Below are 25,807 nucleotides of genomic sequence, written 5' to 3'. Positions count from 1 at the left end.
TGGTGAGTGCGAAGGCACGTTCGTTTTCGATGACTTATTATTGCCATCCCTCGGGAGTGTGGGCAATCGACCACTCACCGAGTTTTTGAGCGAAGGTCTTGCGAACCGAAGTAGGTATCACGGACCCATCGGAACCAGCGGCACTTCCGGAAACAGCCATATTCTCAACATCCGACGTCTCGGAAGCCGAGCTTCCAGAAGCGGAACGGTTGTCGAGCAGCCACTTACGGATGATGAAGTTCCAGATGGCGACCACCACGGTGGCAACGAGCTTGCCGATGTTCGAGCGCAGGATATACACACCGTGCTGAGTGGTGACGGCATCGGCCGGCATGCCGAGCGTGCTCATCCAGATAATCCACTCGTTAATTCCCAAGCCGACAATCGCAGAAACCAGGAAAATCAGAGCTTCCATCCAGCGAGCCATGTCTTGACGGTGTTTGAAGACATACTTCATGCTTGCCCAGTAGTTGAATACTAAGGAAATCAAGAACGAAACAGTGCTTGCCACCACGTTGTTGGTGTGTATGAAAATCAGGAGGTTCATGATGGCCTCGTCGATCACAAAGGCAACGACACCGACCAGTCCGAATTTCACGAGTTGTTCAATCAGCTTTTTCACAACAGCCCATTTAACTATATGAACATGCCAATTATCTGCGATAGTGCGCAATTACCACTGATTCATCGCATGTATCGACGGCGGTAAAGGGCACTCGTGCACTTTCGTGGATACGTTTACGACCGGGCGAACATTTATGGCGTGACGGCAGCGCCGCTACTGGAGGTATGCATGCACACGTTTTACAACTGGGCAGATATCCGCAAAGTGACGACCGCACTGCTACCGGCGGCCATTCACCTCATTCAGTGCGCCAATGACAAGCAGCACACTATCGCACAAAACGCAGGCCATCACCGGGGCGATGGATTTGCACCTCGCAATCCGGCAGGCGATTGCGCAACTCATCGGCCACACGCTCGGCGTCGCGTCCATCGGTAAGCACCTTGACGTTCGGACCGGCATCCATCGTTGACCATGCACCCAACCCTCCATCGCGAATGGACGTGACGGCATTAAGCGCGGACACCGTCTCCGGAAGCCAGTAGAGCACAGCAGGGCGCGAGGCCATCATCGAAGCATGCATGCCGAACGAATTGGCTTCGGTCAGCTCCCCGAAACGCTCGACGTCACCTTGACGTATCGCCGCCAACGCAGCATCCAAGTCATCCTGACACGAATCAATCCACGCATCATACAGCGGCGAAGTAACGACGGTCCGCCGCATGGCTTCACGACTTGAAATCGGCTTTTTTTCACCGGAAATAAGGACGACGATAACCGCGAGGTCCATGTCTCCCGAATCAACCGGTTCGGCGTAGGAACTTTCATCGTCATGCCCGGCATTCCATTTCACCAGTCCACCAAAAATCGAACGGCAGGCCGATCCGGAGCCACGACGGGCCAAACGAGAGAGCTCGCGGGGGGTTGCATCAAGACCAGCCGCTTCGCAAGCCGCACCGGCGAGCGCCGCGAAAGCCGAAGCCGAACTGGCCAACCCCGCACCATACGGCACGGTGTTGGCGGAGGTGACCCTCGCCGGGAGGTTGATGCCGGCTTTTTCGCGGATGATGTCAAGGAAAGCGGAAACTCGGTTCAGAGCCGTTCCTTGCTGCGTTGTGCCGTCTATGGTCAGGCTGTCGGCATCTGATGCACCGAATTGGACAGTGGTGGACGTTGAGAGCCCATCAAGCGTAAGCGAAAGGCTCGAAGCCCGCGGAATAATCAGCCGCTCGTCGGCTTTACCCCAGTATTTGATCAGTGCGATATTGGAGTTGGCAACGGCCGTAGCGCACCGAGACGCGGCGAGTGAACCGTCACTTTCCGCACTCATGCGGGAGGGTTGTGGGGCACAATCGCCTGCCGCCCGCGCTTCTGGCGTGTTCGTCATATCCGATTTACCGATCTTCACAATTCAAAACTCTACCGTGCTTTGGCATGCGGAATGGCGCAAAACGGTTACTATCCACCAAACCCGCAGAATTAAGCACCCATGACATTGTGAAACCGTCACGACAATACGCGCATGGTTAAAGACATCGGCAACACCACAACTACGCAGGAACACCGCAACCACACAGCAACGCTGAAACTACACAGTGACACCGCAACCACACAGCAACGCTGAAACTACGCAGCAACGAGAGAGCGATTATCGAGCTCGTAACGACGACCCTCAACCAACTCTTCATCAAATTGCTCGTTAGACTTAGCGCTAAGCGAGTGAATCCAAGCCTTGCAAGCGCCTTCGCATAACAAAGCGCGGCTGATGTTCTGGGCAGTATCGGCATCTTCAGCGAACGCGATCAGGCAGCCACCCAACCCGCCGCCTGTCATCTTCGCGCCGTTTGCCCCGGCATTCCGCGCCACATCGACCAGATGATCGACCAAGGGATGGCTGACATCAAGCTGGCTGAGCAGCTCATGTGCGCGGTTCATTCGTTCACCCAGCATGTTGACAGCGCCAAGCTCCAGATCGGTTTCGGAAGCCAATGCCAGCTCGCCCAGTTCGTCCATAACGGACCTGACATATGGGTGATTCTTTTCGTCTGCCTTACGAACATTGCCCACGGCCTCACGTGTGCTGCCGGCGATGCCGGAATCAGCAATCACCAGATAGGCCGGCATATCAACGCGCATATACTGCATCTGCCCGGACTGGAACGTAACAATGTCACGCGAGCATGTGGTCACCGCATCAAGACCGGAAGGGTTGCCGTGCGTGATAACTTCGGCTTCGTTGGTAAGACGCAAAATCTCTTGCTCACTCGCCCGAACATCGCAGGCGTCAAGAATCGCGCGGATTACCGCTCCGGCACTAGCCGCAGAAGAGCCCATGCCACGACCGGCAGGGAACGAGCTGTCCGTAACGACATCGAATGCAAGACCGGGGTAGCCGGCGAACTCCGTCGCGACCTTGACGGCGCACTCCAACCCCCCGAACCGATCACCAGCGGCCGACAGCGAACCTTCGTAGTTCAGGGCTTTGAGCGTGCGTATGCATGAGGTTGCGCACAGCCCGGCAGGCGTGACCCATGCCCGCATCTTGAGCGAAGGCAGCGGTGCGGCGACAGCGGGATAGCCGTAAACCACGGAATGCTCGCCCATGAGAATGACCTTCGCCCAAGTCTCGCCATATCCCATGTGTACCATCCGCCACCATCACCTTTCACGCATCCTACGCGACTCTTAATCCTCTAACGCCACACGACACAATGCCCGACTCTTTATGCAGGCCCAGTGCACATTCACCAAGCGACAAACGGAGCCCCTGTACCCGTGCCGACCATGACCCCTTACGGTCATCACCACCGTGCCACAGGACGCCCACTGTCTTTAGAGTCTAGAAATTGATTTGTGAACCGTGCGCGAATGAAGGTGAAGATAATGCGAAGACACGAGTTTATTTAGGGAGATACGGCACAATGCAGCACTACAACCGAGAAAATACTCCACGCCACGATTCGAGGCTCGACAAATCCGCAGCACCGTAGAGCTCCGAAAGCTGATTCCAACGACGGACCAGCGACGACGCAATACGACGACATTCCCACAAATTACGACGGTACAGCTTGCTATCGCGCTTGAGCCAGGCAGCCCCGTTGCCATCCGAAGTCGTGACCAACGCCGAACTGACGCCGGCGAACGACGGCCAGACCGCATCCTTGGACTTCATGGCGACCTGCGGTGCATCGTCATGGGTTCCGTCCTGGCGCGAGAACACTGCCTTGACAACTTCCTTCGCCGCAGTTTTGGCAAGTTCAGAACCAGAAAGCGCGGAACGCCGGTTCTCGAATACGGCGACAGGAGCAGGGAACGATTCGACGTCATCGCTGACCTCGCTATCGGCGTACCCTTCACGTGCCGCTCGAACCTCCGCAAGCTTGGTGGAAAGAGTTTCCATGAGATACGTCGGCCCGCGCATCACATCGCGCAACGCCATGTGATGCAGCGCCATGCCCGAATACATCAGCTTGACACCCAGATGAGCGTCTTCGTACATCATGCGGAACATATAGCGTTTGCCCGCGTTCGGGAAATGCAGCAGCGCACAGATCCAACGATTGCGCTGCGCATAGTATTCTTCCCACGTTCGGGAAATATCCTTGTCGTGCCAACCCTGATGCCACACCGCCACACCGGGAAGCCCTACTGTGGGATAGCCATGTTCGCGAGCCCGCAGACCGTATTCCACATCGTCATATTTGATGAACAACGGCAGCGACAAACCGATTTCACGAATCACCGAATTGGGAATCAGGCACATCCACCACCCGCTGTAATCGCAATCGAAACGGCTGTGCAGTTCAGGAGCATCGCGAAGCGGGGATACGGCAAAATCGTGGTTGTAGCTGGCCCCGGCTGGCGGGCACGGCTTCAACGAGCCACGGTCAAAACGCTCTCCCTGCACGTGCAGCATCGTCCGGCCGTCAAGATGGAACATACCGCCGCCGACCAGCACAGGTCGTTTGGCATAATCCTCGAATTGAATCGAGCGCAACAAGGATTCCGGCTCCATGATCGCGTCGTCATCGAGCAGGATGGTGTACGCACTTCGTCCCGCATCGACCGACTCGAGCATCCCGCGTGAAAAACCGCCCGATCCGCCGATATTGCTCTGCTGAATGTAGGTAAGCTGATCGCCCAAATCCAAGGAAACCGCATTGAAGTCTTCTTGATTACAGACCTTGTCCGTGCCTTGGTCGACGCAGTAGACGGTATCCAGCCTCCTGCGCAATTCGGTTTCGCCGGCAATCGCCTTCAACTGCCCCAAGCAATAAGACGGCCGGTTGTACGTTGTGATGGCGACGGAACAGGTCGTGTCAGCACAGGCACCACCACTGTGCACAGCGCCGGCATTCCGAGGATCGCCGCCATCAGCAGCATCGCTTTCGCCATCGCCTTGCCCACTCTGGACGCGATCGGCAACAGGAACCTGCCACTCGGCGTCACGGATCGTCAGCGCTTGTTCAGCATCAACTTCGGCGCCACTGTGGCGAGGCACACACGAGGCATCGAACCACAAGTAGCCGCCGTCCAGCATCCCGGAAAGCGGAATCTCGACGTCAATTGCCACCCAATCATCACCAACTTGGACCACCCCATCGTTCTTCGAATCGGAACCAGAAAGTGAAATTGTCTTGACTGCGGAGAACAGCCCTCGCGCTGTGGATTGAAAAACCCTGATCTCGCCCGTGCCGCGTACCTGCGCAACAAACCGTACGGAGGACGCGTTGGTCCAACGCTGCCAATATGAGGCAGGAAAAGCATTGAAATAGGTGCAGAAAGAAATATGGGCGCCAGACTCAAGACGTACCGAACGCCGAGACAGCACGGTCAAATCGACGCACTCATCGCCCGCGAAACCAGTACCCGCGCCTACTTCACGCAACGCCCTGTCAAAACCAACGGAATTCAACGCGCCCACATCGGCCCGGCGCAATTGCGAAACGCTGTCGAAAGCCGACTCCTGCACATGAGGCCGCGTCCAACGCACCGCATAAAGCGGCATGATCGATTCTGAGTCCACTACAGGAAATACAACACGGTTGACGGTTTCCCATTGAGATTGCACGGTAGTTGGTTGAGCCATGGTTTTCAGTATAACTGCACGATGACAAAACGGCACAAGTGCGTAAACCTTATGCAGAACGGTCTTTATCGGCGAATAAGCCCACGGTCATTGCTAAACTATGGGCTTTGTGAAGACATTAGCCAAAAATCTCAAGGATCGATATCACTATTCGTGGGTCGTTCTGAACGAGCTGGTGAAAACCGATTTCAAGCTGCGTTATCAGGGTTCGTTCCTTGGTATTGCTTGGTCGGTCATCAAACCGCTCATGCTGTTCGGCATCATGTATATGGTGTTTGTACGCTTCCTGCACTTCACTGACGGCACACCGCAATACCCGGTAGTTCTGTTGATGGGCAACTGCCTTTGGCAGTTCTTCGCCGAAGCGACCGGAACCGGCCTTCGTTCCATTGTCGACCGCGGTGACATCCTGAGGAAAATCCATTTCCCCAACTACGTTATCGTTGTTTCCGCAACGTGTGGAGCCCTAATCAGCCTGGGCATCAACCTCGTCGTCATTCTGATGTTCGCCATACTCAACGGAGCACAGTTCACCTGGCGCGTGCTTCTCCTGCCATTCAACCTCATCGAGCTTTACATCTTCGCTTTAGGCTGCGCTCTGCTGCTTTCCACGATATATGTTCACTTCCGTGACATTCTGCATATCTGGGAAGTCATCAGTCAGATTATCTTCTATGCGACGCCTATTATTTACCCGCTTTCCATGGTCAAGAACAATTACCCGATCATCTCCAAAATCATGCTTCTGAGTCCGATAGCCCAGACGTTCCAAGATGCGCGGCACAATCTTGTAGATCCCCACAATGTTCAGACTATCTGGAACGAAGTTAACAACCCGCTTATATGCCTTATCCCGTATGCCCTTTCGGTCATATTCCTGATCCTTGGCGTGTATGTCTTCCGCAAGCACAGCCGTAAATTTGCGGAAATCATGTAAGGGGCGAACCACCATGACTTCTTCAAAATCAATGGTTTCCATGACCAACTCATCAGACACTCGTGACGATTCCTCGCTTATCGGAGCTTCAAGCAACTCTTCAAGAAGCCCCGAAGTGGTACTTTCGGTCAATCACGTCGGCAAGTATTTTCAACTCCCCACCGAGCAAGCGAGCGGTCTGAAACAGGCGTTTATCAACTGGACCAAAGGTATCAAGGGCTACAAAAAACAGCAGGTACTCAACGATATTACGTTCGACGTCCACCGCGGCGACTTTTTCGGTATCGTCGGCCGTAACGGGTCCGGAAAATCAACCCTGCTGAAAATCATCTCCGGTATCTACGTACCGGATGCCGGCACAGTCAACGTCAAGGGAAAACTGGTGCCGTTCATCGAACTCGGAGTCGGCTTCAACCCAGAATTGACCGGCCGTGAGAACGTATTCCTCAACGGTGCCCTGTTGGGCTTCACCCGAGAGGAAATCGAGGACATGTACGACGACATCGTCGATTTTGCCGAACTTGATGACTTCATGGACCAAAAGCTGAAGAATTATTCAAGCGGCATGCAGGTTCGTTTGGCCTTCTCCGTAGCCATCAAAGCCCAAGGCGACGTCCTTGTACTTGACGAGGTGCTTGCTGTCGGAGACGAGGCATTTCAGCAGAAATGCGACGACTATTTCGCCGAAGTGAAAAAGGACCCGAACAAGACAGTCATCCTCGTCACCCACAGCATGGATTCCGTAAAAAAGTACTGCAACCGAGCCATTCTCATTAAGAATGGCGACGTCATCGTCAACGGCAACACCGAGGAAGCAGCCAATCAATACACTCTTGAAAACCTTCAGGTGGAAAAGAAAGAAACCCAACTGCGCAAAGGCGAATATGCAGACGGCCTCAACAGCCGTTGCCCGTTACTGAAGGTAAAGCCGCTTTCTAGCCAGATATGCAAGAGCTCCGACACGTTCCGCTTCGAGGTGGAATACGAGTTCAACGAGGCTGAAGATTTCTACCTCGCCATCGCACTGCACGATCTTCGGCGTGGCGGCGTGGCGTTCGACACCGGTGAAAAAAGACTGAAATACACGGAGCACGGCCATCGAACCGTTGAGTTTGAGCTGCCCCTCAACCTGTTCAACAACGGCGATTTCAGACTGGTCGCCTCGTTGCGTACGCTGTCCAAGAAAAACACCGAAATCACGGACATGGTCGCGTTCACCAACGATGCAAATTCGTGCGCGTTCGCCATCAGAGACTCCAGAAACAAGGATTACGCGTTAATCAACGACCGGGTTATGCAAATCTCCCAAGTCGGTTCGCCGCGTTAAGTCTTTTAACGGCAAATACACCGATACGAAGAAGGGTTCTGAAATCGCTATAGGATTTCAGAACCCTTCTTCGTATCGGCGGCCGATCTTCAATGACGTTCGTCATCGCGGCCGCGTCAGTAAAACGTTCAGTCCTTGACTGGAACCTGCGGATAGTCGATTTTCGGATTGAAGTTCCATGCTTCGATGAGCTTCTTGTAAATCCTCTTCTGCAGCGGTTTCGCAACACCTCCGCGACGCATATGGTTCATCACCATCGCGCAGAAACGCAAGTACTGGTACATGCCTTCGTGATGCAGGTGATAGGAACCCTCGTTGCGTGCGCCATATTCGAATTTCCAAATGTTCTTTTCATCGATCATCGAATAGTTGACACCCTTGTTTGAACCCATATCGTGCAACACGACACTGTCCATAACCTGGATGCCCGGGCAGCCGTCAGTGATACGGATGGTGTATTCAGCGTCATCGAACCAAATGAAGTATTCCTTGTACGGCAGACCGTAGGATTCCATCACCCAGCGCGGAATGAGCACAGAGACGAACGAGCAGCGGCTGACCAAAGCAATGTTGAGACCCTGTGCCATCAAGCGGCCCCAATCCCACGTGGTCATGGGGTTGTTCATCTCCGAGATGTTACCGTCAATGAACTTGACCAACGAGCACGCGAACGGGATGTTGGTGCCCAGCTTTGCGGAAGCGGCATCGTACCCGTCCACCAACTTCTCCAACGCATCCGGTTCCGGATAACCGTCATCATCGAAGATCCAAGCAAAATCGGCACCCAGCTCGTAGGAACGACGCATACCGGCAGAGAATCCGCCTGCGCCGCCTTCATTGGTTGGCAGTGTGACGATGTCAAGCTGAATCTTGTCAGCAAACTTGAAATTCGCCTTGTATTCCGCCAGGTACTGGTCGGTGCCGTCGGTGGCGGCATTGTTGACGATGATGAGCTGCTCAGGCAGACGGGTCTGCTCTTCCATGCAACGCAGTACGGTCTTCAGTTTGTCAAGGCGGTTATAGGTAACTACCACCGCGGCTATTTTCCGCTTGTCTTCAGCCATCTTACTTGTTCCACCCCTCTAACGTTCGTGCAAACAGGTGATCCGCGGGCTCGAGCTGCGAGAACTTCTCCAATCGGTTCTCCTCAAGCGCCCACAGTTGTTTACGGTCATCTTCATTATTGGCCAGATGCACCAGCGCCGATTTGGCGTCATGAACCATCTTCGAAGTCATACGGCGCAACAGTCCCTGCTTCGGCACCAGCGTGGACTGTGAGCCAACATCGGCGGAAATCACCGGAATACCGGCCGAAAGCGCCTCGATGGTCGTAAGCGTTATACCTTCGTTGATCGAGGAAATCAGCAACACATCGGCATCCTGATAAGTCTTGGCCACAGGCGTTGTCATCGGACGCATTTCTAGAACTTCGCCGAGACCATAACGCTCAATCAGCGTATCGGCGAAGATATCCATATCGCCGTTGCCCTGCATAATGAACTTAAACTTACCTGGATATGCCTGCTGCAGCGCATGGGCCGTAAGAATGAACGCCTCGGGGCGCTTCTGACGAACCATACGCCCAACAAAAGCTACAGTAAGGGGCTTGCTGGTATCTCTTGTCTTGAATGTTGCCTTTTCATGGTCTGCAGTCAAACCGACCAATGGAGCAACCACAACCTTCTTGGGGTTGACATGATGAACGTCAACCATCCAGTGCTGCAACTGGGGCGAAATGACATGATGAAGATCAATCCATTTATCGCGCATAACAGACTCGTGGGGATAACCGCCGCGGAAGAAATACTCCACAATGTGCAAAGAATCGATGATTTCAGTCTGCGGGAAGTACTTCTTAACCCACCATGCCCGGTCGTACATCCATTGGGAATGATGAATCAGAACTCCTTTGATGTCGAAATGCTCGAAGAGCGCACGCAGCAGTGGTGCATCACCAGGGCGCTCCTGCAACGGGGCTGTAAGCGGTAGCAGCAACGCATCATCGAATTCAGGACGATTGATCCATGGCTGATGCCCATCCCTATCGGTGATGACGACCGGGTAAAGACCCGCTTCTTTCACCAATCGAACGGTCTCCAAGGCCCAACGTTCCGCACCTCCTGCCTGGAACCAGTGCATCGCGATGATGACGGCCTTCGGCGAACCAGCGGGAGCCTCACCAGGTTTAATCTCGACGACTGGATGATGACGGTGCGGTGAAGCGTTCTCTTTTTCAACCGTCGACGGAATCCATGGTTCTATTGGTTTCTTGCTGAGATATTCGCGAATGCTACGCTTGGTATCCCGGAATACATCGAACTGGGACGGCGCAGACAATTCAAGGATGTCATAGAGCTTCGATTTCGCACTATCATTAGGATGCTTTTGTTCCACATCCTTGTCGGTGGCGTCATCGGGGGTGAGCAACAGATAACGAACCCCAGTGTCAACTATCTGATCGTGCCCATCAAAGTACTGGGGAGGGTATGCGGAAAGCGGAGAAACTGTCGAGGTGACCGTCAACTCTTCGAAGGGCTCCAGACCCTCGTCTCGAGTCAACAGACCGCTGAGCGTAGTCAAATCTGTCAACCTCGGATATTGCCACTTCTCGCCCATATACAAGCGGAAAACAAGGGTTCTGCCCGGTTGAATCAATGCGTTGTAATTTATCGATCCCACAACGAGACGCCGCAACCGTTCACTCAGCGAGTCAAGCTTGGCCTGATCGCCTGCCGAAATCCTGAAAAAATCACACATAACTAACGATGATACTAGAAGGCATTTAAAAACCGTTTGCTATACGAAATATGAATACCAATACTTCGCACTATCTATATATCTAAACACAATCTAGCATAATATGCATTCTTCTCCGCAACTATCGCCCAGGCCGTAAACCGGTCTTCTTTCACCTGCTAGCTTGTTCGATTTATACCAGCCTGAAGGTATTGTAACGAATAGCGAATACGCCATAGTCGATTCACAACAACCAATGAGGAATCTTGGAAAAAACTAAACGGGTACGCAATCTGAACATAGAGATACTTCGTATTTTTGCGATGGTACTGATTGTGGCATGTCACGGGATGCTGCACATCACTTGGTTGCTTAATGCAGATCATGAATCCATTTACAAACCGGGATGGAAATCTTCGCTAACTTACCTGATCGTGCAATACGGACAAGTGGGCGTATCCATCTTCTTCATCATTTCCGGGTTTTTCCTCGTCAATAAGACATTCAATTGGACACGCATCTTTAAAACTTGGTTCCAGATGTTCTGCTACGGCGCGCTGGTTCTCGCGGCAATTACGATTGCCTCGTCTTTAACAATCCTTCCGTCAGATATCGCCGAGCTGTTCCATGGAGACGACCTGATCCGCACCGCGTTCGCAATCATCACACCGTTCTTCTATGGTACATACTGGTTCATCACCGCCTATATCTGCATGCTGTTGCTCCTACCGTTCCTCAACACTCTGTTTGACAATCTCTCAGAGCATTATATAGGCGCATTCATCGCAATTCTGGCCATGTTCGGAATCTGGGGGATTTTCTTCGGGCGCGTTGGAGGTTGGAACGATGTTACGTATGCCATTCTCGGCTACATGGTTGGCGGATGGATTCGCAAATACGGCGATCAACACACTCGATTGTTGAAAACCGGCTATCTGTGGTTAGCCATCATCGGTTCGACGCTGTTTCTTGTTCTTTTCAACCATGTCTTAATGAGCGATTCCGGTCTGGTGATGCTGCTTGGCTGGCGTGGCCAAGCACGACCGGGAGTCCAATCCATTCCCATGATCATCGGCGCAGCGATCTTCATTCTGGTCAACCGAGTTAATATGACAAGCGTCCCGCAAGGCATCCAGACATTCACGCTCAAGCTCGCCGCTTCGACGTTCGGCGTCTACCTACTGCACGAGAACATGTTTTTATACCGCCTCATTTGGCCGGCTGTAACTAGGATAGTCCCCGTGCCGAACTCCATGTGGTCAAAGGGCTTGCTCTTGGTGGCCTGTGTACTGATTGTCTACGTGACAACATCGTTAATCGCGTTCTTGATTGACACCCTTATCATGCATCCGCTGGAACGCAGAATACTCGTGTTTGCACACTGAGATTCGCCGGTTTGCACATCTTTTTCACTACTCGATCTTTTCGGCCACTCCAGGTTCCGGGGAGGGGACACCCCCTTCGAGTCTCATATATTATTCGCCGAATCCAAGTACCGCCAGATGCTACTCGACGGTTTTAGGGGGTTGACAGTCTCGGCATCTTCGGCGATGTTCACCGACTGATGCTTTTCTCTGCTCGTTCAGGATTCAGGAACGGTATCGACATGGTCAGGAACACCGTGAACAGCAAACCGAGCGTGTAACGGTTCTGGTACGAAGGAACCATGAACTGCACCAGAAGTTGCATAAGCACCGGCGAGAAATACAGCAAGGACTTCCAACGCTTGCGTACAATAACCAACGCCAATGCCAGCAACGGAACCCATACAACGTAGAGCACTTCGGCTCCGAGCAGCGAGAACGGCGGAATTCGGTTCATCACATTGACGAAGGGCCTGCCCAGACGGTTCTGTTGCGCGGAAAACGTACAGCTCTCGAACCCGGGGAGCACCTCAACATTATTCGTGCCCGAACCTTCCCAACCACACTTGACGGGACCAGTTTGGTAGTACGTCTCACCAAGAACGAATGGATTGCGTACATAGGATATAGAGTCAACATAGGAGCCAGGGTAACGGAACGCTAAAATCACCCACAACTTTTCGAACGCCGACCTATCCGCCTTGGTTGCTGAAGGCTTGTAGCCATAATGCTTGGCGAAATCAGCACTTACCGGGTTCCAGTTTTCCTTGGCTTTATTGACGTTTATAACTTTCGAGATGACTTGCAGATCTTCCTGGGACAGCTCGTCCTGATGATCGATCAGCACTTTGGTGACCTGCTGAATTGGCATGGCCAACGGCTCTTGTGGGCCGCCGGGAGCGATGCGGAACGCGGGAAACAACAGACCGGGAATCAACACCACACATATTCCTGCGGGCACCAACGTGGCAACCAAAGTCTTGAGACGCCCACTCATGAACATCAACACCAGGAACGTGGCTCCGGTGCTGATATAGATCGAGGTCTTCTTGGTCAGTCCGGCGAAAACAGCCAGCACAATGAGCAAAGCGACGAGTTTCCAGCTCACCGGCATTTCCGATTGTTTGCGATAAATAAATTCTGCGAAGGTGATCGCCCACAACAGGAACAGGGGCGCCCACGTGCTGTCTTTGACAATAATCGTGGAAACCGTGGAGAATGTCGGAACAACAATCACGAAAACAACGCAGCACATCTGAACCAAACCAGGCACTTTTACCCGGCTGAAAACCCAAGCAAGGCTTAGAACAACGGCAAACGCGGTGACCATCGCCTGCAGCAGAACAAGAACTTGTAGGCCCACAATCTCATGCCCCATAAGTAGCCCGAACCGGTCAAAAGCAACGTAAATAAGAGTATCGAGAACAGGGTGATGATCCTGCAGCGCGTATCCGTCAAGCCACTGCATGGTCATCGGGTCCCAAATTCTCGAACCGCGGCCTTGGATGAGCTGGAGTACGGTATCGATGTTGACGATCACTGGACCGTTGATATAAAGAATTGGCAGCCAGCAAACCGTCACCAACGCTGTATACGTCGCAACCCTACGCACATTCAAGCGCAAAGGAGTCACATACCGCTTCAGCCAGTCTGCAACAGCCAAAACTTTCGAACCCCGCAGTTTGCCGGAAAATTGGAAAAGCTCCGCACCACTGCCACCGCACCGCTCGATCATGGCGACAATCAACGCCCAGACCATCAGCAGCAACGAAGCGACCGCAAGCAACCTCACGATAAAGAAACCGGTAAACGCTGGCCTGCCGAACGGATACATACCGTTGGAATACCAAGGATATCCGGCATTTTCACCATCCAGACTGGCCCAAGTACCGGTAAAGCAAACCGTTGCGGACAGCAGGATCGCGACCACGGCGAATATGCAACGTTCATACACTGACCGCAGAACAAACGCCTTGATCCCAGAACAATACAGATAAACACAACCCGCCCATACCATGAACGTGGTCAACGCCCCGGCCGAGGCAACACCGGCGATGGCAGAATTCAATATTTCATGAAGATCGGAACCTTGCTGAACCGACCCCAGCCCCGGCAGTACAATGACGGTTGTCAGCGTTGCGGCAAAGAGGGATATGACGATACTGAGCAGGGCAAGACCCGTATTTGCCTTCTCAGAATATTCGTCGGTCATTTCCTGCTCCATAACGACCCATCCTCAAACATAAGCAAAACCGGTTTAATGACTTTCTAAAAAATAGCGATATTACTGACAAAGTAGCATGAAACATAGAATTTTCTATGCTCTCGGGAGGACTATTCAGTATAGTGGTCAATATGCCGAATATTCATCAGACTCTCGCTGTTCTTCTGCCTTGCTACAACGAAGAGGTCACCATAGGAAAAGTTGTCCGCGACTTCAAACAGTCGTTACCGCAAGCAGACATTTACGTCTATGACAACAATTCTACCGATAAAACAGCCGAAATCGCTGAGGCGGCCGGGGCCATAGTACGCACGGAACCGCGACAGGGCAAAGGTAACGTCATTCGCGCCATGTTTCAGGACATCGACGCCGACGTCTATGTGATGGCTGACGGAGATGACACGTACCCGGCAGAATCGGCACTGGAAATGGTCCAGAAAATCACCGAAGGTTATGACATGGTAATCGGAGACCGTCTGAGCTCCACTTACTTCGAAGAAAACAAAAGACCCTTCCATAATTTCGGAAACCGTCTCGTACGTGATTCGATCAACTTCCTCTTCGGCGCGCACGTTCATGACATTATGACTGGCTACCGGGCATTTTCCTTTACATTCGTCAAGACCTATCCGGTTCTTTCACACGGGTTCGAGATCGAAACCGAAATGACAATTCACAGCCTCAACAACAACTTGCGCATCTATGAAATGCCTGTTCAGTACCGAGATCGGCCCGAGGGATCAGTGAGCAAGCTCGATACGGTGGGCGACGGCGTCAAAGTGCTCAAGACCATCTTCCAGATGATTCGCGAGTACAAGCCACTGCCATTCTTCGGAGGCATCGGAAGCGCGGTATCGCTTATAGGACTGGGATTCCTGCTAAGCGTGATGTTTGACTTCTGGAAAACAGGAATGGTCGCGCGCTTCCCCACGCTTATCGGCGCGGTGATGCTCGTGATTGCCGGACTACTGCTGATCATCACCGGCATCATTCTTGACGTCATCGCCAAAAACGAGCGAAAAACCTTCATTCTGGACTCTAACAAGTTCTCACTGCTTCGGCGCGACCTTACGAAGTGATCGCTCACCGGCATAAAAAGTGACCTCGCAGGGATATTTGGAGTTTCTGCGGAATAGCAGTTGGGGTATTTCGGAAGAATCCGGAACACCCCAATCTCGTCTTACCTCGGTTAGACAGCCAAGAGCCGCAGCTAATCATTTTGACCACTACGGACAACGATGATTACTTCACCGAAACCCAACGCTGTGCGCCAGTGTCGTTGTTGTAGTAAAGCTGGAGAGCCGTACCGTTTGCTGTCAAACCGCGACTGATGTCAAGCACCAGGTTTGTATCCGTGGCGGACATGAACTTATAGGCATCGCCATCCTTAACGACAATCCACTTCTGGGCACGAGTGTCGTTGGGCTGGTACTGCTGCAAAGCGACACCCGCCTTACCCAACGCTCCGGGGATGTCCAAAGCCTTGCCTGATTGCGTATTGGTAAGCGTGACATACCCAGTCGAATCGTGGCTGATTCGCCAACTTTGAGCACCACTGCCATTACGACCGTAGAGCTGCACGCGTGCGCCATTGCCTAGTGAGCCACCAGAAACATCCAGAACCTGCGACGACCTGTTCTTGGAACCGAAGCTGTAGACACCGTCTGCAATCTCCGAGCGATGCGCCGCGGCGAGATCATCGGCATACTGCCAACTCGTCTTGACAGGCGTCAACCACCACTTCTGCGCAGCGGAGCCGTTGCCATCATAAATCTGCAACCCCACACCGTTCTTCGCCCAGCCCGAAGGAATATCGATCACCTTATCGGCAGCACATCCTGAATAGAAGGAGTACTGCCCGACACCCTGTTGACGGACAAGCCAATGCTGCGAACAGGTGTTGTTGCGAGTATATTGCTGGATTCGGGTGCCATTCTCCACCGAAGCACCAGACAAATCAACCACCTTGCCAGAATTGGCATTGATAATCTCATAAATCGAGTTGCCGACCAAGCGCAGGCGGAACTTCTGCGCATCCGTATCATTGAACGCATACATCTGCACACGTGCGCCATTAGACTCAGAGGCACCCGAAACATCCATCAGAGCGCTGCTGTTGATGACAGAGGAGAAACGCAAGTATTCACTGGGCAAATCAACCACCGTACTGAACAGGAACTGCTGGGCCTGGCTGTAATTAGGCTCCCACAAATTCAGACCAGTACCGTTGCCAGTCCGAGCACAGGGCAGGTCAAGGACAAAGTTGCCCAACTTGGACTGAATATACATACCGCCTTGGCCTGTGTTGCGCAAATACCAACGCTGGGCATTTGAACCGTTGGGATCCCATTGCTGGACAGAGGCACCTCGATAGGCGTTCCCGCTAGGAACATCGAGCGCCTTGCCAGAGTTAACGTTACGAATCTCATACGTGCCATCATCGCCGTGGCGCGTCAGCTTGTACTGCTGCGCCGCAGTCTGATTTGCATCGTAAAGCTGAATCTTTGCACCGTTGGTACCTGAACCGCCGGGTATATCCAAGCCGGCAGAATCCCTAAGCAACGAACTGATGTAATAGGTGTCGTTGGGGAGAGAAGCAGCCCGATGGCCACTGATGTCAGCGGCACTTGAAACATAGCTGTAATTCCCAAACGCATTGAGATCGACGTTGCCGTTGATGCCCTTGATACCACCGTTGTCGGCGTACTGCCAAGCGCGATCGTTGGAGGAGAAACCAAAGCCGGTGCGGGAACCGTAGCTTGCCACCCAGCGGGTTTTGGCGCGGATGTTGCCCGTGTTCAACGATGTATTGAGGTATGAGGTGTAGGAATATATGGATAGATTGTTGTAGCCATTGCTCTGCAGGCAGCCGTACCAAGTGTTGACCATGCCGTCGTAAACCCATGGATTGGTCGGCGGCGTGTGCCCCGTCCACGACCAACGTTCAAGATCGTAGTAGACGGGGAAGGTAAGATCACCAGGACTCACACCGAGTTGACGGAGCTTGTTGACAACGTCATTGCCCTCAGCCCGTGCTGAATTGTTGTCGTAAGCGTACGAATAAAGATAGACGCCGAACGGGATGCCGAGTCGCTTGCACTCACTAACATTGCGCGCTGCCTGACGGTCCATACGATTGCCCCAGCCGAAGCCGATGCGGATGATGGCACCTTCGACGCCGGAATTCTTCGCAGTCTGCCAATCAATCCCGCCCTGGTGTTCTGAGACATCGACGACCCCCTTAGCCTGCTGGACAAACAGGTTGCCACCACGTTCGAAGAACGCCTGCGTATTGTTGTGCCGACCCCAGTAAGCGCCATATTGGTTGTTCTGCAAAGCGGCGGTGTGCACGTTGCCCTTGTCCGTTGCCTTCGACGGAGTAGCCGCAGAATCGGCGGCACCGGCATCAGCGGCAGCACTCGCATCGCCGTCATTCTTTCCGACCGCTTCCTTGACCTCACTAGCGTCAACAGGAATAAATCGCCTGCCGCCAGTCACCTCCAGCGGATCGGGCGGAGTATCTTCGGTTCCGACCAACTTCGGGTCCGTCACTACCTCGCCGGTTTTCAGATCCTTGACCTGGCCGTCCTTGGTCGCGGCCAAATCCTTCGAGATCACCGTCGCGTCGTCCGGCACTGCGGTACTGACCTTGTCCGGCAGCCGCTGGCTGGGATTGTCCGGCATCGCATCCTTCGACGCCTCGACGTTCGCCACCATTTTCTGATTGCCAATGGTCTTGGCCTGATCCTTATTCCCAAATCGTCCATCGGTACCCGAGTTGTAGGACTGCGATTCGATACCAGCTGCATCGAAGCCGCTCAAATTCGTATCCGTCGCAGCAACCGCCGGTATCACCGTAAGCGCCATTCCCAGCGCTGAAGCAGTCAGCACGGACGTGCCCTTAACGACCCAAGCCACCATCTTGCCCTGCATATTCATGCCCTTCATTTCGTCGTATGCCGGGACACAAGGCCGAAAACTGCCCGCACTCTTCACCTGAGTTCCCCGACGAATCATCATCGTTGTCCGCCACGCCTAGCGCATCGTCTATTTTCAATCAGGCAGCAGCACGCTTTCAAGACGAAACATGACATCCCTTGCAAGAGTAATACAACATCGCCCTTTCTATTCCTGCCGCAACAAAACATTAGCAAAATCATGACACTTCGCCGCCGACCCACATCAAAGTGAACAACGCCCACGTTATTTGTGGTCACTTCGTCGATTGAAAAGACACCTTACGCCACGGCCTGAGCCATCACGAATGGCTAACTTGCGTCGATACAATCAGTGTGCGTTTGACATTCGAGACTAAAAACGAACGTCTTTGATGTTCTCTTTGTTCGAGATAACCGCTCAATAGACTAGTCAAGTAATTTTTATGTCGGAAAAATATCAACGACACAGTATGTGATAAATCATATAAAAATAAAAGCCTCTATTCGTCCTCACCGTGATAGGATCAATCCGTCGGCACCTCAAAGTGTCGGAAATATTCGAACAGGCCACTCTTGTCTAAATGATGTTCATAACAACATCCTTTTTACAAGATGATTTGCTATCTATCGGTGACAAAACCGATAGGAAGGAATGCATCATGGCTGATGACAAAACGATTGTAGTGGATCCGACGCTTTATAACGAAAACGCAGCAGAGAAAACCGCAGCGGCAAATGCAGTAGCTCGAAAGTTCGGCATCGGGGACGGCGCGCTCGCCCAGGTCGAAGATTTCAAAAAGCAACTGACCGACCACGACACATGGGGCCTTCCGTTCATGGGTTACGTGGACGAGGACGGCTATGGCTACGCTTACGTGCCCGACCGCGCCATTGCGGCGCCAAACTGGGATGCCCACGCGGCGTTCAAAGCTCTGCCGGAGGACGTGCAGACTGCGTTCGCAATCCGCATGCTCTTCACCCACCGCGACGTGGATCGCTACGGTGCCACCATGTTCCTGCACTACGACCGTAATTTCAACGTTACGTTCAAAGAGGACTGTGCAGTTAACGCTCCACATTGACGGCACGTCTCGCATTGACCTGCTAAGGTCAACGCGAGACGTGCCGCTTTCTATGCGGCCGCCTTTCCCACGAAATTGCCGCGCGATCGCACGATTGATGAAGTTGCCACACGATTTCCCTGTTAATGAGGTTGCCGCGCAATCACACGATTAATTCATCGCCACGCCGAGAATTGATTGTTTGCGAATCTCAAACAGGCATGATATCCTACTTAAGTTGTGTATTGACGTCTGCTTTGTCAGATTAACCGATATGCAAGCTGGAGAATTCGCCTAGTGGTCTATGGCGCACGCTTGGAAAGCGTGTTGGGTTCACGCCCTCACGAGTTCGAATCTCGTATTCTCCGCCACCTAAACCCCTTGATATTCAAGGGGTTTCTTCATATCTAGACACCGCGAGCAGCAGTTCTCAGTTGCTAGAAAGATTGAGATACGGCAAGTACCGGTTTTTACGCTCGTATCACGCCTCATCTATCATCGATACGATAAAACACGTCCCATTAAGAATACCGAGCACCGGACGCGCGACGCCACATGCCGCACCCTCGCACAACCGCCCTCACCCTCAACATGCACGCCGACACCACCACCGAAACCACGGACACCACCGGCAACACCCTGCCCTACGACGGCACCACCGAACACCGATGGAAAATCACTCTGTCCGCCGCAGCCGACAGCCCGCGCAACCACAGACGCAAGGCACGCCACACCGCAAGCCAAGCACAGACCACCAAACGGTGACCTGACCGAAACACAACCCGACCCGTCAGAGCCAACATCCGCCAGAAACAAGCAAGGCCGGCCGACGGAGGCGCGGCAACGGTACGTTGCCTTGCCTTCCTATCGACCGGCCTTTGGTTTGGGATCGATGCGGCAGCCCGCACAAATGGCTAGATTGCGGCGCCGTCGGTTTCGCCCGTGCGCACGCGGGTGACGGAATCAAGCGGTACGACCCATACTTTGCCGTCGCCGATGGTGCCGGAGCATGCGGTTTTCACGATGATGCCGACCAGCGGGTCGGCATCCGCATCGCGCACTGCGACCTCTATGCGAATCTTGGGAATGAGGTTTACTGCATAGCTCGCGCCGCGATATACCTCGGTGTAACCGTGCTGCTCGCCGCATCCGGTGACTTCGCTCACCGTCATGCCCCTGACGCCTGCGGCGGCGAGAGCATCCTTGACTTCGTCGAACTTCTGGGGCTGAATAATCGCTGTTATCAGTTTCATTACTTCATCTCCTTGAAGGCGGCACTGGCTTTACCTACGAAATCGTACGCGCTCTCGCCTTGGTCGGCAAGGTCGGCCCCCGCCAGTTCCTGGTTCACATCCAGTCGCCAGCCGACGGTCTTTTCCAACGCAAAAGCGATGACGAACGTGACGAATGCGGAATAGACCACGGCGACCAACGCGACCGCCACTTGCACGACCAGCTGACGCCAGCCACCGCCGGCGAAAAGCCCCGTGCCTTGTCCAAAGAAGCCGATCAGAACGGTTCCGACCACACCGCCAACACCATGAACGCCGACCACATCAAGGGAATCATCGTAACCGAGACGGAATTTCAGATCGCAGGCCAGGCATGTGAGCACGCCGACAATCACGCCGATGACGATGGCCCACAAAGGGGAGACGACATCTGCTGCCGGAGTGATGCCAACCAAGCCTGCAACCATGCCGGATGCCGCGCCCACCGCCGTGTAGTGGCCGGTTCGCATCTTTTCAGTGAAGCCCCAGCTCAGCATTGCGGCGGCAGCACAGAGCGTGGTGCTCACCCATGCGTAACCCGCGGTGCCGTTGGCGGCGAATGCAGAGCCTGCATTGAAACCGAACCATCCGAACCACAGCAGGAAGGCACCCAGCATTACGAACGGAACGTTGTGCGGGCGGATTGGCACTTTGCCGAAATCTGCGCGCTTTCCGATTAAAAGAACAATGACAAGTGCCGCAACGGCCGCGTTGATATGGATGACGGTGCCGCCAGCGAAATCGTGCACCGGAGCACCGACGAGCTTGGAAATCAGGCCATCCGGCGAAAGCAGACCACCATTCCAGACCATGTGGGCCATCGGGGCGTAATTGAGCGTGACCCAGAGCGCCACGAAGATCATCCACGTACTGTATTTGATGCGTTCGGCAAGCGCCCCGGAAATCAGGGCGACGGCAATCATCGCGAAAGCAAGCTGGAAGGCCACATCAATGGTCACGGGATAGTTGCCGCCGTTGGACGTCAAGCCGGAGGCCGTGAAAATACCATCTTCATCAGCTTTGATTACATCCCCAAGCATGAATCCGGAGGCAGGATCGCCGAAGATACCTCCGATATCCTTGCCTCCCCACGCGATCGACCAACCCCACAGCGCCCAGATGATGGCGCTTACCGCGAGCGCACCCGCGGAGAGCATGAGCATGTTGAGCACGGCTTTGCGCCGCACCATGCCTCCGTAGAAGAACGCCAACGCGGGCGTCATCAGAAAAACAAGTGAAGCCGCGAACAGCATCCATGCGGCATTCCCAGTATTCATTTCGCACCTCTTCCCTTACGACCGTCTGCGCATCGGGGCCCGATGCGTCCTGAACCGTATACGGACATACAACACGAACCAAGTAAGGGAAAGTTTGACGTGGGATTACGGGAGTGTAAAACGCAAGCCGCCGCCGAAACACATTGGTTACGTGGTTCGGCGGCGGCTCGGATGAAGATGCAGGACGCTAGACGCAGGTTGGTGGCGCCCCGAATTACACACTCACGACTCAGGACGCAAGCAACGCCTTGAGATGCGGCACGTGACCAAAGCGCGACACTGCGAACGCTTTAATGTGCGGCGCAAGATACAAATCGTGGGACTGCAACGTCCTGAGTGTTGCACGGGATCAGGCAAGGATGCCGTCCACGAAGCCGTCCGCGTCGAAGGAGGCGAGGTCGTCGGGGCCTTCACCCAGGCCAACCAGTTTCACCGGTACACCCAGCTCCTGCTGCACGGAGATAACAATACCGCCCTTGGCGGATCCGTCGAGCTTGGAAAGCACGACGCCGGTAATGCCGATGGCCTCCGCGAAGACCTTGGCTTGTGCCATACCATTTTGGCCGGTAACCGCGTCGAGCACGAGCAGCACCTCGTCAACGGGCAGGTTCTTTTCGGTCACGCGGCGAATCTTGCCGAGCTCGTCCATGAGGTTTGCCTTGTTTTGCAGGCGTCCTGCCGTGTCGATGATGAGCACGTCAACGTTCTGTTCCTTGGCTTGCTTCGACGCTTCGAAGGCTACGGAAGCGGGATCGCCACCTTCACTGGCGCTGCGCACGACCGGCACACCGACCTTCTGTCCCCATGTTTCGAGCTGGTCCGCAGCCGCGGCGCGGAACGTATCGGCGGCCGCAAGCATCACGCTTTTGCCTTCGGAAACGAACAGGCGGGCCAGTTTGCCGGTTGTTGTGGTCTTGCCGGTGCCGTTGACGCCGACCATGATGATCACGCTCGGCTTCTTCGCGTCGGGCTTCTCGGCATTCAACGCACGGTCGGACTGGGAATCAACCAGATCAACGAGCTTGGAACGCAGGCTCTGGCGCACTTCCTGGGGGTCGGCGGTGCCGGTGATGCGGGCATCGTTGCGCAGCTCGTCCACCAGCTTCTCGCTGGCTTCGCTGCCGACATCAGCCAACAGAAGGGTATCTTCCACGTCCTCCCAGTCGGATTCGGCGAGCTGGTCCTTGGCGAGGATATTGAAAAGCACACGGCCGAACGGGTTCGAGGATTTGCTGAGTTTCTCCTTGAGACGGATCGTGCGTGAGTCCTTGGGCTCGGGGATTTCCACATCGGTCGTGGCGGTCTCGGTGGCAAGCGGGCTTTCGGCGGAGTCGTCGGAAACACTGGCATCGCTTGCTTTTGCTGATGGTTCGACACTCTCAACGGCACCTGATGATCCGACAGCATCCTGCCCGCCTGCGGCACTGTTTGGTGAGCCGGCGTCACCGTTCTTCGGGTTTGCTGCGACGGCATTGCTTCCGGCTTGCTCGTTGTGGTTCTTGCGGAGTCGGATTATCAGCATCGCCACAACGCTGACCACGACCGCGACAAGCACCACCACGGCAATGATAAGCATCGGATTCATAGTTAAAGTCATGCCTTCAAGAATATGGTCCAGACCCGACGCAAAACGGTGCGGAATGAAATACACCGTTGCACTCGTTCATCGCGATGCCGTCCGGCAAGCAGCAAAATGCGACACCATTTTCCTTCCGGATTTTCGCCTCCGCCCTCGATCTCCGGCAATCCACGACAATCTTCACGACTCCCTGCGGTTTCTCCCGACATCTCGCGGCGCTCCCTCTATCGCATCGCAGTACACGCTGGCTTACAATATTCTTATGTCGAATGCTTCCAGGATGACCTCCTACCAACGCCGCGAACAACTCATCAACGTGGGTCGCAGGCTTTTCGCTACACAAGGATACGAAGCGGTGAGCGTGGAAGAAATAGCCGCCGCCGCAAAGGTATCAAAGCCCATTGTTTACGAACACTTCGGCGGAAAAGAGGGACTTTATGCCGTCATTGTCGATCGCGAGATGCAGAAACTGACCAGTACGCTCATCGGCGCGCTTTCGGCCGTCGACAGTCACCCGCGGCAAATTGTGGAGTGCACGGCGCTGGCCCTGCTGACCTACATCGAAGAGAACTCGGAGGGGTTCAATGTGCTCGTGCGCGACTCCCCCAGCACAGATCCGGCCGGTTCGTTCAGTTCGCTGCTCGGGGACGTGAGCATGCGCGTAGAGGAAATCCTGACCAAATCATTCAAACAGCACAAACTGCCCGCAAAAGGCGTCCCATATTATGCGCAGATGCTCGTCGGCATGACCGTCTTCACCGGACAATATTGGGCCGCCAACCAGAAGAAAATCGGCAAGGAACAGCTCGCCGCACACATCGTCAACTTGGCATGGCACGGACTCTCCCGCCTCGAGGCTCGGCCGAAACTGCGATACGCAAACACCGACATTAACAGACACACGGAGGTTGAAAGCGACAGCGCAGGAAACGATGCGCTGAATGACCCGAGTAACGATACAGGGAACGATGCGAGTAACGACGTAACTGGCAAGCACATCGCCGATACCAACGAAGCCGACAATCGTAAAGGCGATATCGACACCGACCGGCGCAACGGCAACGACGTGAGATAAACAGCAGCAACAACCCGGATCATGCGCAGTGTTCGACAGTAAAAGCACATTCGCTCGTCATCTCTTCCCCTCCCGAAACAGCCGTTCGGATAACGACACATTCCGCCCACCAACACATGCCGAAATTTGCGAAATCCACAATCTTCCATTCTCAGGTTTACATGGTAGATTGTCTTTGTTCGCAGCAATAACGACGCGAAAACTAAATGAGGAAGCATGCCGGAAACTAGCTCGAAAACGATCACTTTTGTGGTGCCTGCATTCAATATGGACACCTACCTTGAACGTTGTGTATCGTCGCTGACCGCCATCCGCGAGCCCGACGACATCGAAGTGCTGATCGTAGACGACGGCTCGTCTGACGACACTTCTGAACTTGCGGACCGACTTGCACAGGTGCAACCGAACATCGTTCGCGTCATTCATCAGACCAACAAAGGTCACGGCGGCGCGGTCAATACCGGCATCGCCAACGCGCAGGGCATGTATCTGAAAGTCGTCGACGCCGACGACTGGGTGGGCGCGGACTCTCTGGCGCGGGTGATTGATGCGATGCGCAGCCAGCGCACGGCAAGTGAGCCGATAGACCTGTTCGTCACCGACTACGTCTACGACAAGGTTGGCAAGAAGCACAAGCATGTCGTCAAATTCCACAACGTGATGACCTCCGACCAGCGCCTGAGTTGGGACGGCCTCAAACATTTCGGGATCGCGCAATACATGATCATGCATGCGCTCACCTTCCGCACGGACGTCTTGCGGCAGGCCCGGACGGAACTCCCCGAACACACGTTCTACGTGGATTTCATCTACGCCTATCAGCCGTTCCCGTGGGTCAGATCACTGATGTATGTCGACACTCCGTTCTATCACTACTTCATCGGCCGTGACGGGCAGAGCGTGCAGACGAACGTGATGATCCGACGGGTTGACCAACTGGTACGCGTCAACCGCGCGATGGTTGCCGCCACCCCCGAGCGCGGCACAGTGCCTGACGGACTGTACCGCTATATGATCCACTTTCTTTCTATCGAAAGCGTGGTGACCAGCGTTTTTCTCATTCTCTCGCGGAAACCGGCGAACTATCAGATCAAGAAGGAACTTTGGGACAACCTGCGCTCCACGTCGCCAAGCATCTCGCGTGACGTGCGTCGTCAGCTGCCCTCACGCGCCATCAACCTTCCTGGTTCGCTGGGCCGCTGGATCATCCGCATGGGCTACCGTGTCGCGAAACATGTCATCGGTTTCAACTGACTCATCCAACCGATTCGCCAAAAGGTTTGCGCTTTGGAACAAAATGCTAACCGACCGACACAAAACATCTATCATTGTGCGAACAGGAATCAACACCTGTTAGCCCGCCA

The 25,807-nt window shown here is 54.1% G+C and carries 19 protein-coding genes and 1 tRNA gene; 9 read left to right on the top strand and 11 right to left on the bottom strand.

Annotation, left to right across the window (positions count from 1 at the left end):
* Positions 1–37: 37 nt before the first annotated feature.
* From GA0061077_RS06250 to GA0061077_RS06235, 4 genes are all read right to left on the bottom strand, one after another.
* Complete coding sequence (locus GA0061077_RS06250) at positions 38–622, bottom strand: GtrA family protein (protein ID WP_091848173.1); 585 nt, start codon at positions 620–622, stop codon at positions 38–40.
* A gap of 271 nt (positions 623–893) precedes the next feature.
* The gene (gene mvaD, locus GA0061077_RS06245; protein WP_091848079.1) at positions 894–1,895 is read right to left on the bottom strand and encodes a diphosphomevalonate decarboxylase; all 1,002 of its coding nucleotides are present in this window, start codon (positions 1,893–1,895) and stop codon (positions 894–896) included.
* Between the two features lie 296 nt (positions 1,896–2,191).
* Positions 2,192–3,214, bottom strand: a complete 1,023-nt coding sequence (gene mvk, locus GA0061077_RS06240) for a mevalonate kinase (RefSeq protein ID WP_091848078.1) — start codon at positions 3,212–3,214, stop codon at positions 2,192–2,194.
* Positions 3,215–3,494: 280 nt separating this feature from the next.
* The gene (locus GA0061077_RS06235; protein ID WP_091848077.1) at positions 3,495–5,654 is read right to left on the bottom strand and encodes a glycosyltransferase; all 2,160 of its coding nucleotides are present in this window, start codon (positions 5,652–5,654) and stop codon (positions 3,495–3,497) included.
* Positions 5,655–5,763: 109 nt separating this feature from the next.
* Here GA0061077_RS06235 and GA0061077_RS06230 point away from each other — a divergent pair, with 109 nt between their 5' ends.
* Entirely contained in the window at positions 5,764–6,591 is an 828-nt protein-coding gene (locus tag GA0061077_RS06230) for an ABC transporter permease (protein WP_375773986.1), read from the top strand.
* A 40-nt stretch (positions 6,592–6,631) separates the two neighbouring features.
* Positions 6,632–7,918, top strand: a complete 1,287-nt coding sequence (locus tag GA0061077_RS06225; protein WP_091848172.1) for an ABC transporter ATP-binding protein — start codon at positions 6,632–6,634, stop codon at positions 7,916–7,918.
* Between the two features lie 128 nt (positions 7,919–8,046).
* Here GA0061077_RS06225 and GA0061077_RS06220 read toward each other — a convergent pair whose 3' ends face one another.
* Both GA0061077_RS06220 and GA0061077_RS06215 read right to left on the bottom strand, forming a co-directional pair.
* Complete coding sequence (locus tag GA0061077_RS06220; protein ID WP_091848075.1) at positions 8,047–8,982, bottom strand: glycosyltransferase family 2 protein; 936 nt, start codon at positions 8,980–8,982, stop codon at positions 8,047–8,049.
* Between the two features lies 1 nt (position 8,983).
* A complete protein-coding gene (locus GA0061077_RS06215) occupies positions 8,984–10,675 on the bottom strand; it encodes a glycosyltransferase (RefSeq protein WP_091848074.1) in 1,692 nt (563 codons plus the stop codon).
* A 245-nt stretch (positions 10,676–10,920) separates the two neighbouring features.
* Here GA0061077_RS06215 and GA0061077_RS06210 point away from each other — a divergent pair, with 245 nt between their 5' ends.
* A complete protein-coding gene (locus GA0061077_RS06210; RefSeq protein WP_143249628.1) occupies positions 10,921–12,039 on the top strand; it encodes an acyltransferase family protein in 1,119 nt (372 codons plus the stop codon).
* 169 nt (positions 12,040–12,208) lie between these two features.
* Here GA0061077_RS06210 and GA0061077_RS06205 read toward each other — a convergent pair whose 3' ends face one another.
* Positions 12,209–14,242 carry a DUF6020 family protein gene (locus tag GA0061077_RS06205; protein WP_091848072.1) on the bottom strand — a complete coding sequence of 678 codons (2,034 nt, stop codon included), beginning with the start codon at positions 14,240–14,242 and terminating at the stop codon, positions 12,209–12,211.
* A 131-nt stretch (positions 14,243–14,373) separates the two neighbouring features.
* Here GA0061077_RS06205 and GA0061077_RS06200 point away from each other — a divergent pair, with 131 nt between their 5' ends.
* Entirely contained in the window at positions 14,374–15,321 is a 948-nt protein-coding gene (locus GA0061077_RS06200; protein ID WP_091848171.1) for a glycosyltransferase family 2 protein, read from the top strand.
* Between the two features lie 163 nt (positions 15,322–15,484).
* On the opposite strand, the gene GA0061077_RS06195 is transcribed toward GA0061077_RS06200, so the two are convergent.
* The gene (locus GA0061077_RS06195; protein WP_234696544.1) at positions 15,485–18,190 is read right to left on the bottom strand and encodes an RICIN domain-containing protein; all 2,706 of its coding nucleotides are present in this window, start codon (positions 18,188–18,190) and stop codon (positions 15,485–15,487) included.
* A gap of 649 nt (positions 18,191–18,839) precedes the next feature.
* On the opposite strand from GA0061077_RS06195, the gene GA0061077_RS06190 reads away from it, so the two are divergent.
* From GA0061077_RS06190 to GA0061077_RS06180, 3 genes are all read left to right on the top strand, one after another.
* Positions 18,840–19,262, top strand: coding sequence for a glycerophosphodiester phosphodiesterase (locus GA0061077_RS06190; protein ID WP_091848071.1), 423 nt, complete (start codon positions 18,840–18,842; stop codon positions 19,260–19,262).
* 262 nt (positions 19,263–19,524) lie between these two features.
* A tRNA-Ser gene (locus tag GA0061077_RS06185) sits at positions 19,525–19,612 on the top strand.
* A 184-nt stretch (positions 19,613–19,796) separates the two neighbouring features.
* The gene (locus tag GA0061077_RS06180; RefSeq protein WP_091848070.1) at positions 19,797–20,006 is read left to right on the top strand and encodes a hypothetical protein; all 210 of its coding nucleotides are present in this window, start codon (positions 19,797–19,799) and stop codon (positions 20,004–20,006) included.
* A 149-nt stretch (positions 20,007–20,155) separates the two neighbouring features.
* On the opposite strand, the gene GA0061077_RS06175 is transcribed toward GA0061077_RS06180, so the two are convergent.
* The 3 genes from GA0061077_RS06175 to ftsY all read right to left on the bottom strand — a co-directional run bounded on the left by GA0061077_RS06175 (position 20,156) and on the right by ftsY (position 23,386).
* Positions 20,156–20,494, bottom strand: coding sequence for a P-II family nitrogen regulator (locus GA0061077_RS06175; RefSeq protein WP_091848069.1), 339 nt, complete (start codon positions 20,492–20,494; stop codon positions 20,156–20,158).
* On the bottom strand, positions 20,494–21,789 hold the full coding sequence (locus tag GA0061077_RS06170; protein WP_091848068.1) for an ammonium transporter: 1,296 nt from the start codon (positions 21,787–21,789) through the stop codon (positions 20,494–20,496). Before GA0061077_RS06170 ends, GA0061077_RS06175 begins: the two co-directional genes overlap by 1 nt.
* A gap of 349 nt (positions 21,790–22,138) precedes the next feature.
* On the bottom strand, positions 22,139–23,386 hold the full coding sequence (gene ftsY, locus GA0061077_RS06165; protein ID WP_375773987.1) for a signal recognition particle-docking protein FtsY: 1,248 nt from the start codon (positions 23,384–23,386) through the stop codon (positions 22,139–22,141).
* A 244-nt stretch (positions 23,387–23,630) separates the two neighbouring features.
* On the opposite strand from ftsY, the gene GA0061077_RS06160 reads away from it, so the two are divergent.
* Positions 23,631–24,443 carry a TetR/AcrR family transcriptional regulator gene (locus GA0061077_RS06160; protein WP_091848169.1) on the top strand — a complete coding sequence of 271 codons (813 nt, stop codon included), beginning with the start codon at positions 23,631–23,633 and terminating at the stop codon, positions 24,441–24,443.
* A 216-nt stretch (positions 24,444–24,659) separates the two neighbouring features.
* The gene (locus GA0061077_RS06155) at positions 24,660–25,697 is read left to right on the top strand and encodes a glycosyltransferase family 2 protein (protein ID WP_091848066.1); all 1,038 of its coding nucleotides are present in this window, start codon (positions 24,660–24,662) and stop codon (positions 25,695–25,697) included.
* The last annotated feature ends 110 nt before the right edge of the window (positions 25,698–25,807 follow it).

Source organism: Bifidobacterium commune, from assembly GCF_900094885.1.
GTDB classification, from domain to species: Bacteria; Actinomycetota; Actinomycetes; order Actinomycetales; family Bifidobacteriaceae; genus Bifidobacterium; species Bifidobacterium commune.
Note: the sequence above shows the minus strand (reverse complement) of the source record. Positions and strands in the feature narration are given on the sequence as shown.

Excerpts from the sequence above, each read along its gene's own strand:
- mvaD (WP_091848079.1), bottom strand. The coding sequence starts at position 1,895 with ATGAGTGCGGAAAGTGACGGTTCACTCGCCGCGTCTCGGTGCGCTACG.
- mvk (WP_091848078.1), bottom strand. The coding sequence starts at position 3,214 with ATGGTACACATGGGATATGGCGAGACTTGGGCGAAGGTCATTCTCATG.
- GA0061077_RS06235 (WP_091848077.1), bottom strand. The coding sequence starts at position 5,654 with ATGGCTCAACCAACTACCGTGCAATCTCAATGGGAAACCGTCAACCGT.
- GA0061077_RS06225 (WP_091848172.1), top strand. The coding sequence starts at position 6,632 with ATGACCAACTCATCAGACACTCGTGACGATTCCTCGCTTATCGGAGCT.
- GA0061077_RS06220 (WP_091848075.1), bottom strand. The coding sequence starts at position 8,982 with ATGGCTGAAGACAAGCGGAAAATAGCCGCGGTGGTAGTTACCTATAAC.
- GA0061077_RS06215 (WP_091848074.1), bottom strand. The coding sequence starts at position 10,675 with ATGTGTGATTTTTTCAGGATTTCGGCAGGCGATCAGGCCAAGCTTGAC.
- GA0061077_RS06205 (WP_091848072.1), bottom strand. The coding sequence starts at position 14,242 with ATGGAGCAGGAAATGACCGACGAATATTCTGAGAAGGCAAATACGGGT.
- GA0061077_RS06200 (WP_091848171.1), top strand. The coding sequence starts at position 14,374 with ATGCCGAATATTCATCAGACTCTCGCTGTTCTTCTGCCTTGCTACAAC.
- GA0061077_RS06195 (WP_234696544.1), bottom strand. The coding sequence starts at position 18,190 with ATGAAGGGCATGAATATGCAGGGCAAGATGGTGGCTTGGGTCGTTAAG.
- GA0061077_RS06190 (WP_091848071.1), top strand. The coding sequence starts at position 18,840 with ATGGCTGATGACAAAACGATTGTAGTGGATCCGACGCTTTATAACGAA.
- GA0061077_RS06180 (WP_091848070.1), top strand. The coding sequence starts at position 19,797 with ATGCCGCACCCTCGCACAACCGCCCTCACCCTCAACATGCACGCCGAC.
- GA0061077_RS06175 (WP_091848069.1), bottom strand. The coding sequence starts at position 20,494 with ATGAAACTGATAACAGCGATTATTCAGCCCCAGAAGTTCGACGAAGTC.
- GA0061077_RS06170 (WP_091848068.1), bottom strand. The coding sequence starts at position 21,789 with ATGAATACTGGGAATGCCGCATGGATGCTGTTCGCGGCTTCACTTGTT.
- ftsY (WP_375773987.1), bottom strand. The coding sequence starts at position 23,386 with ATGACTTTAACTATGAATCCGATGCTTATCATTGCCGTGGTGGTGCTT.
- GA0061077_RS06160 (WP_091848169.1), top strand. The coding sequence starts at position 23,631 with ATGTCGAATGCTTCCAGGATGACCTCCTACCAACGCCGCGAACAACTC.
- GA0061077_RS06155 (WP_091848066.1), top strand. The coding sequence starts at position 24,660 with ATGCCGGAAACTAGCTCGAAAACGATCACTTTTGTGGTGCCTGCATTC.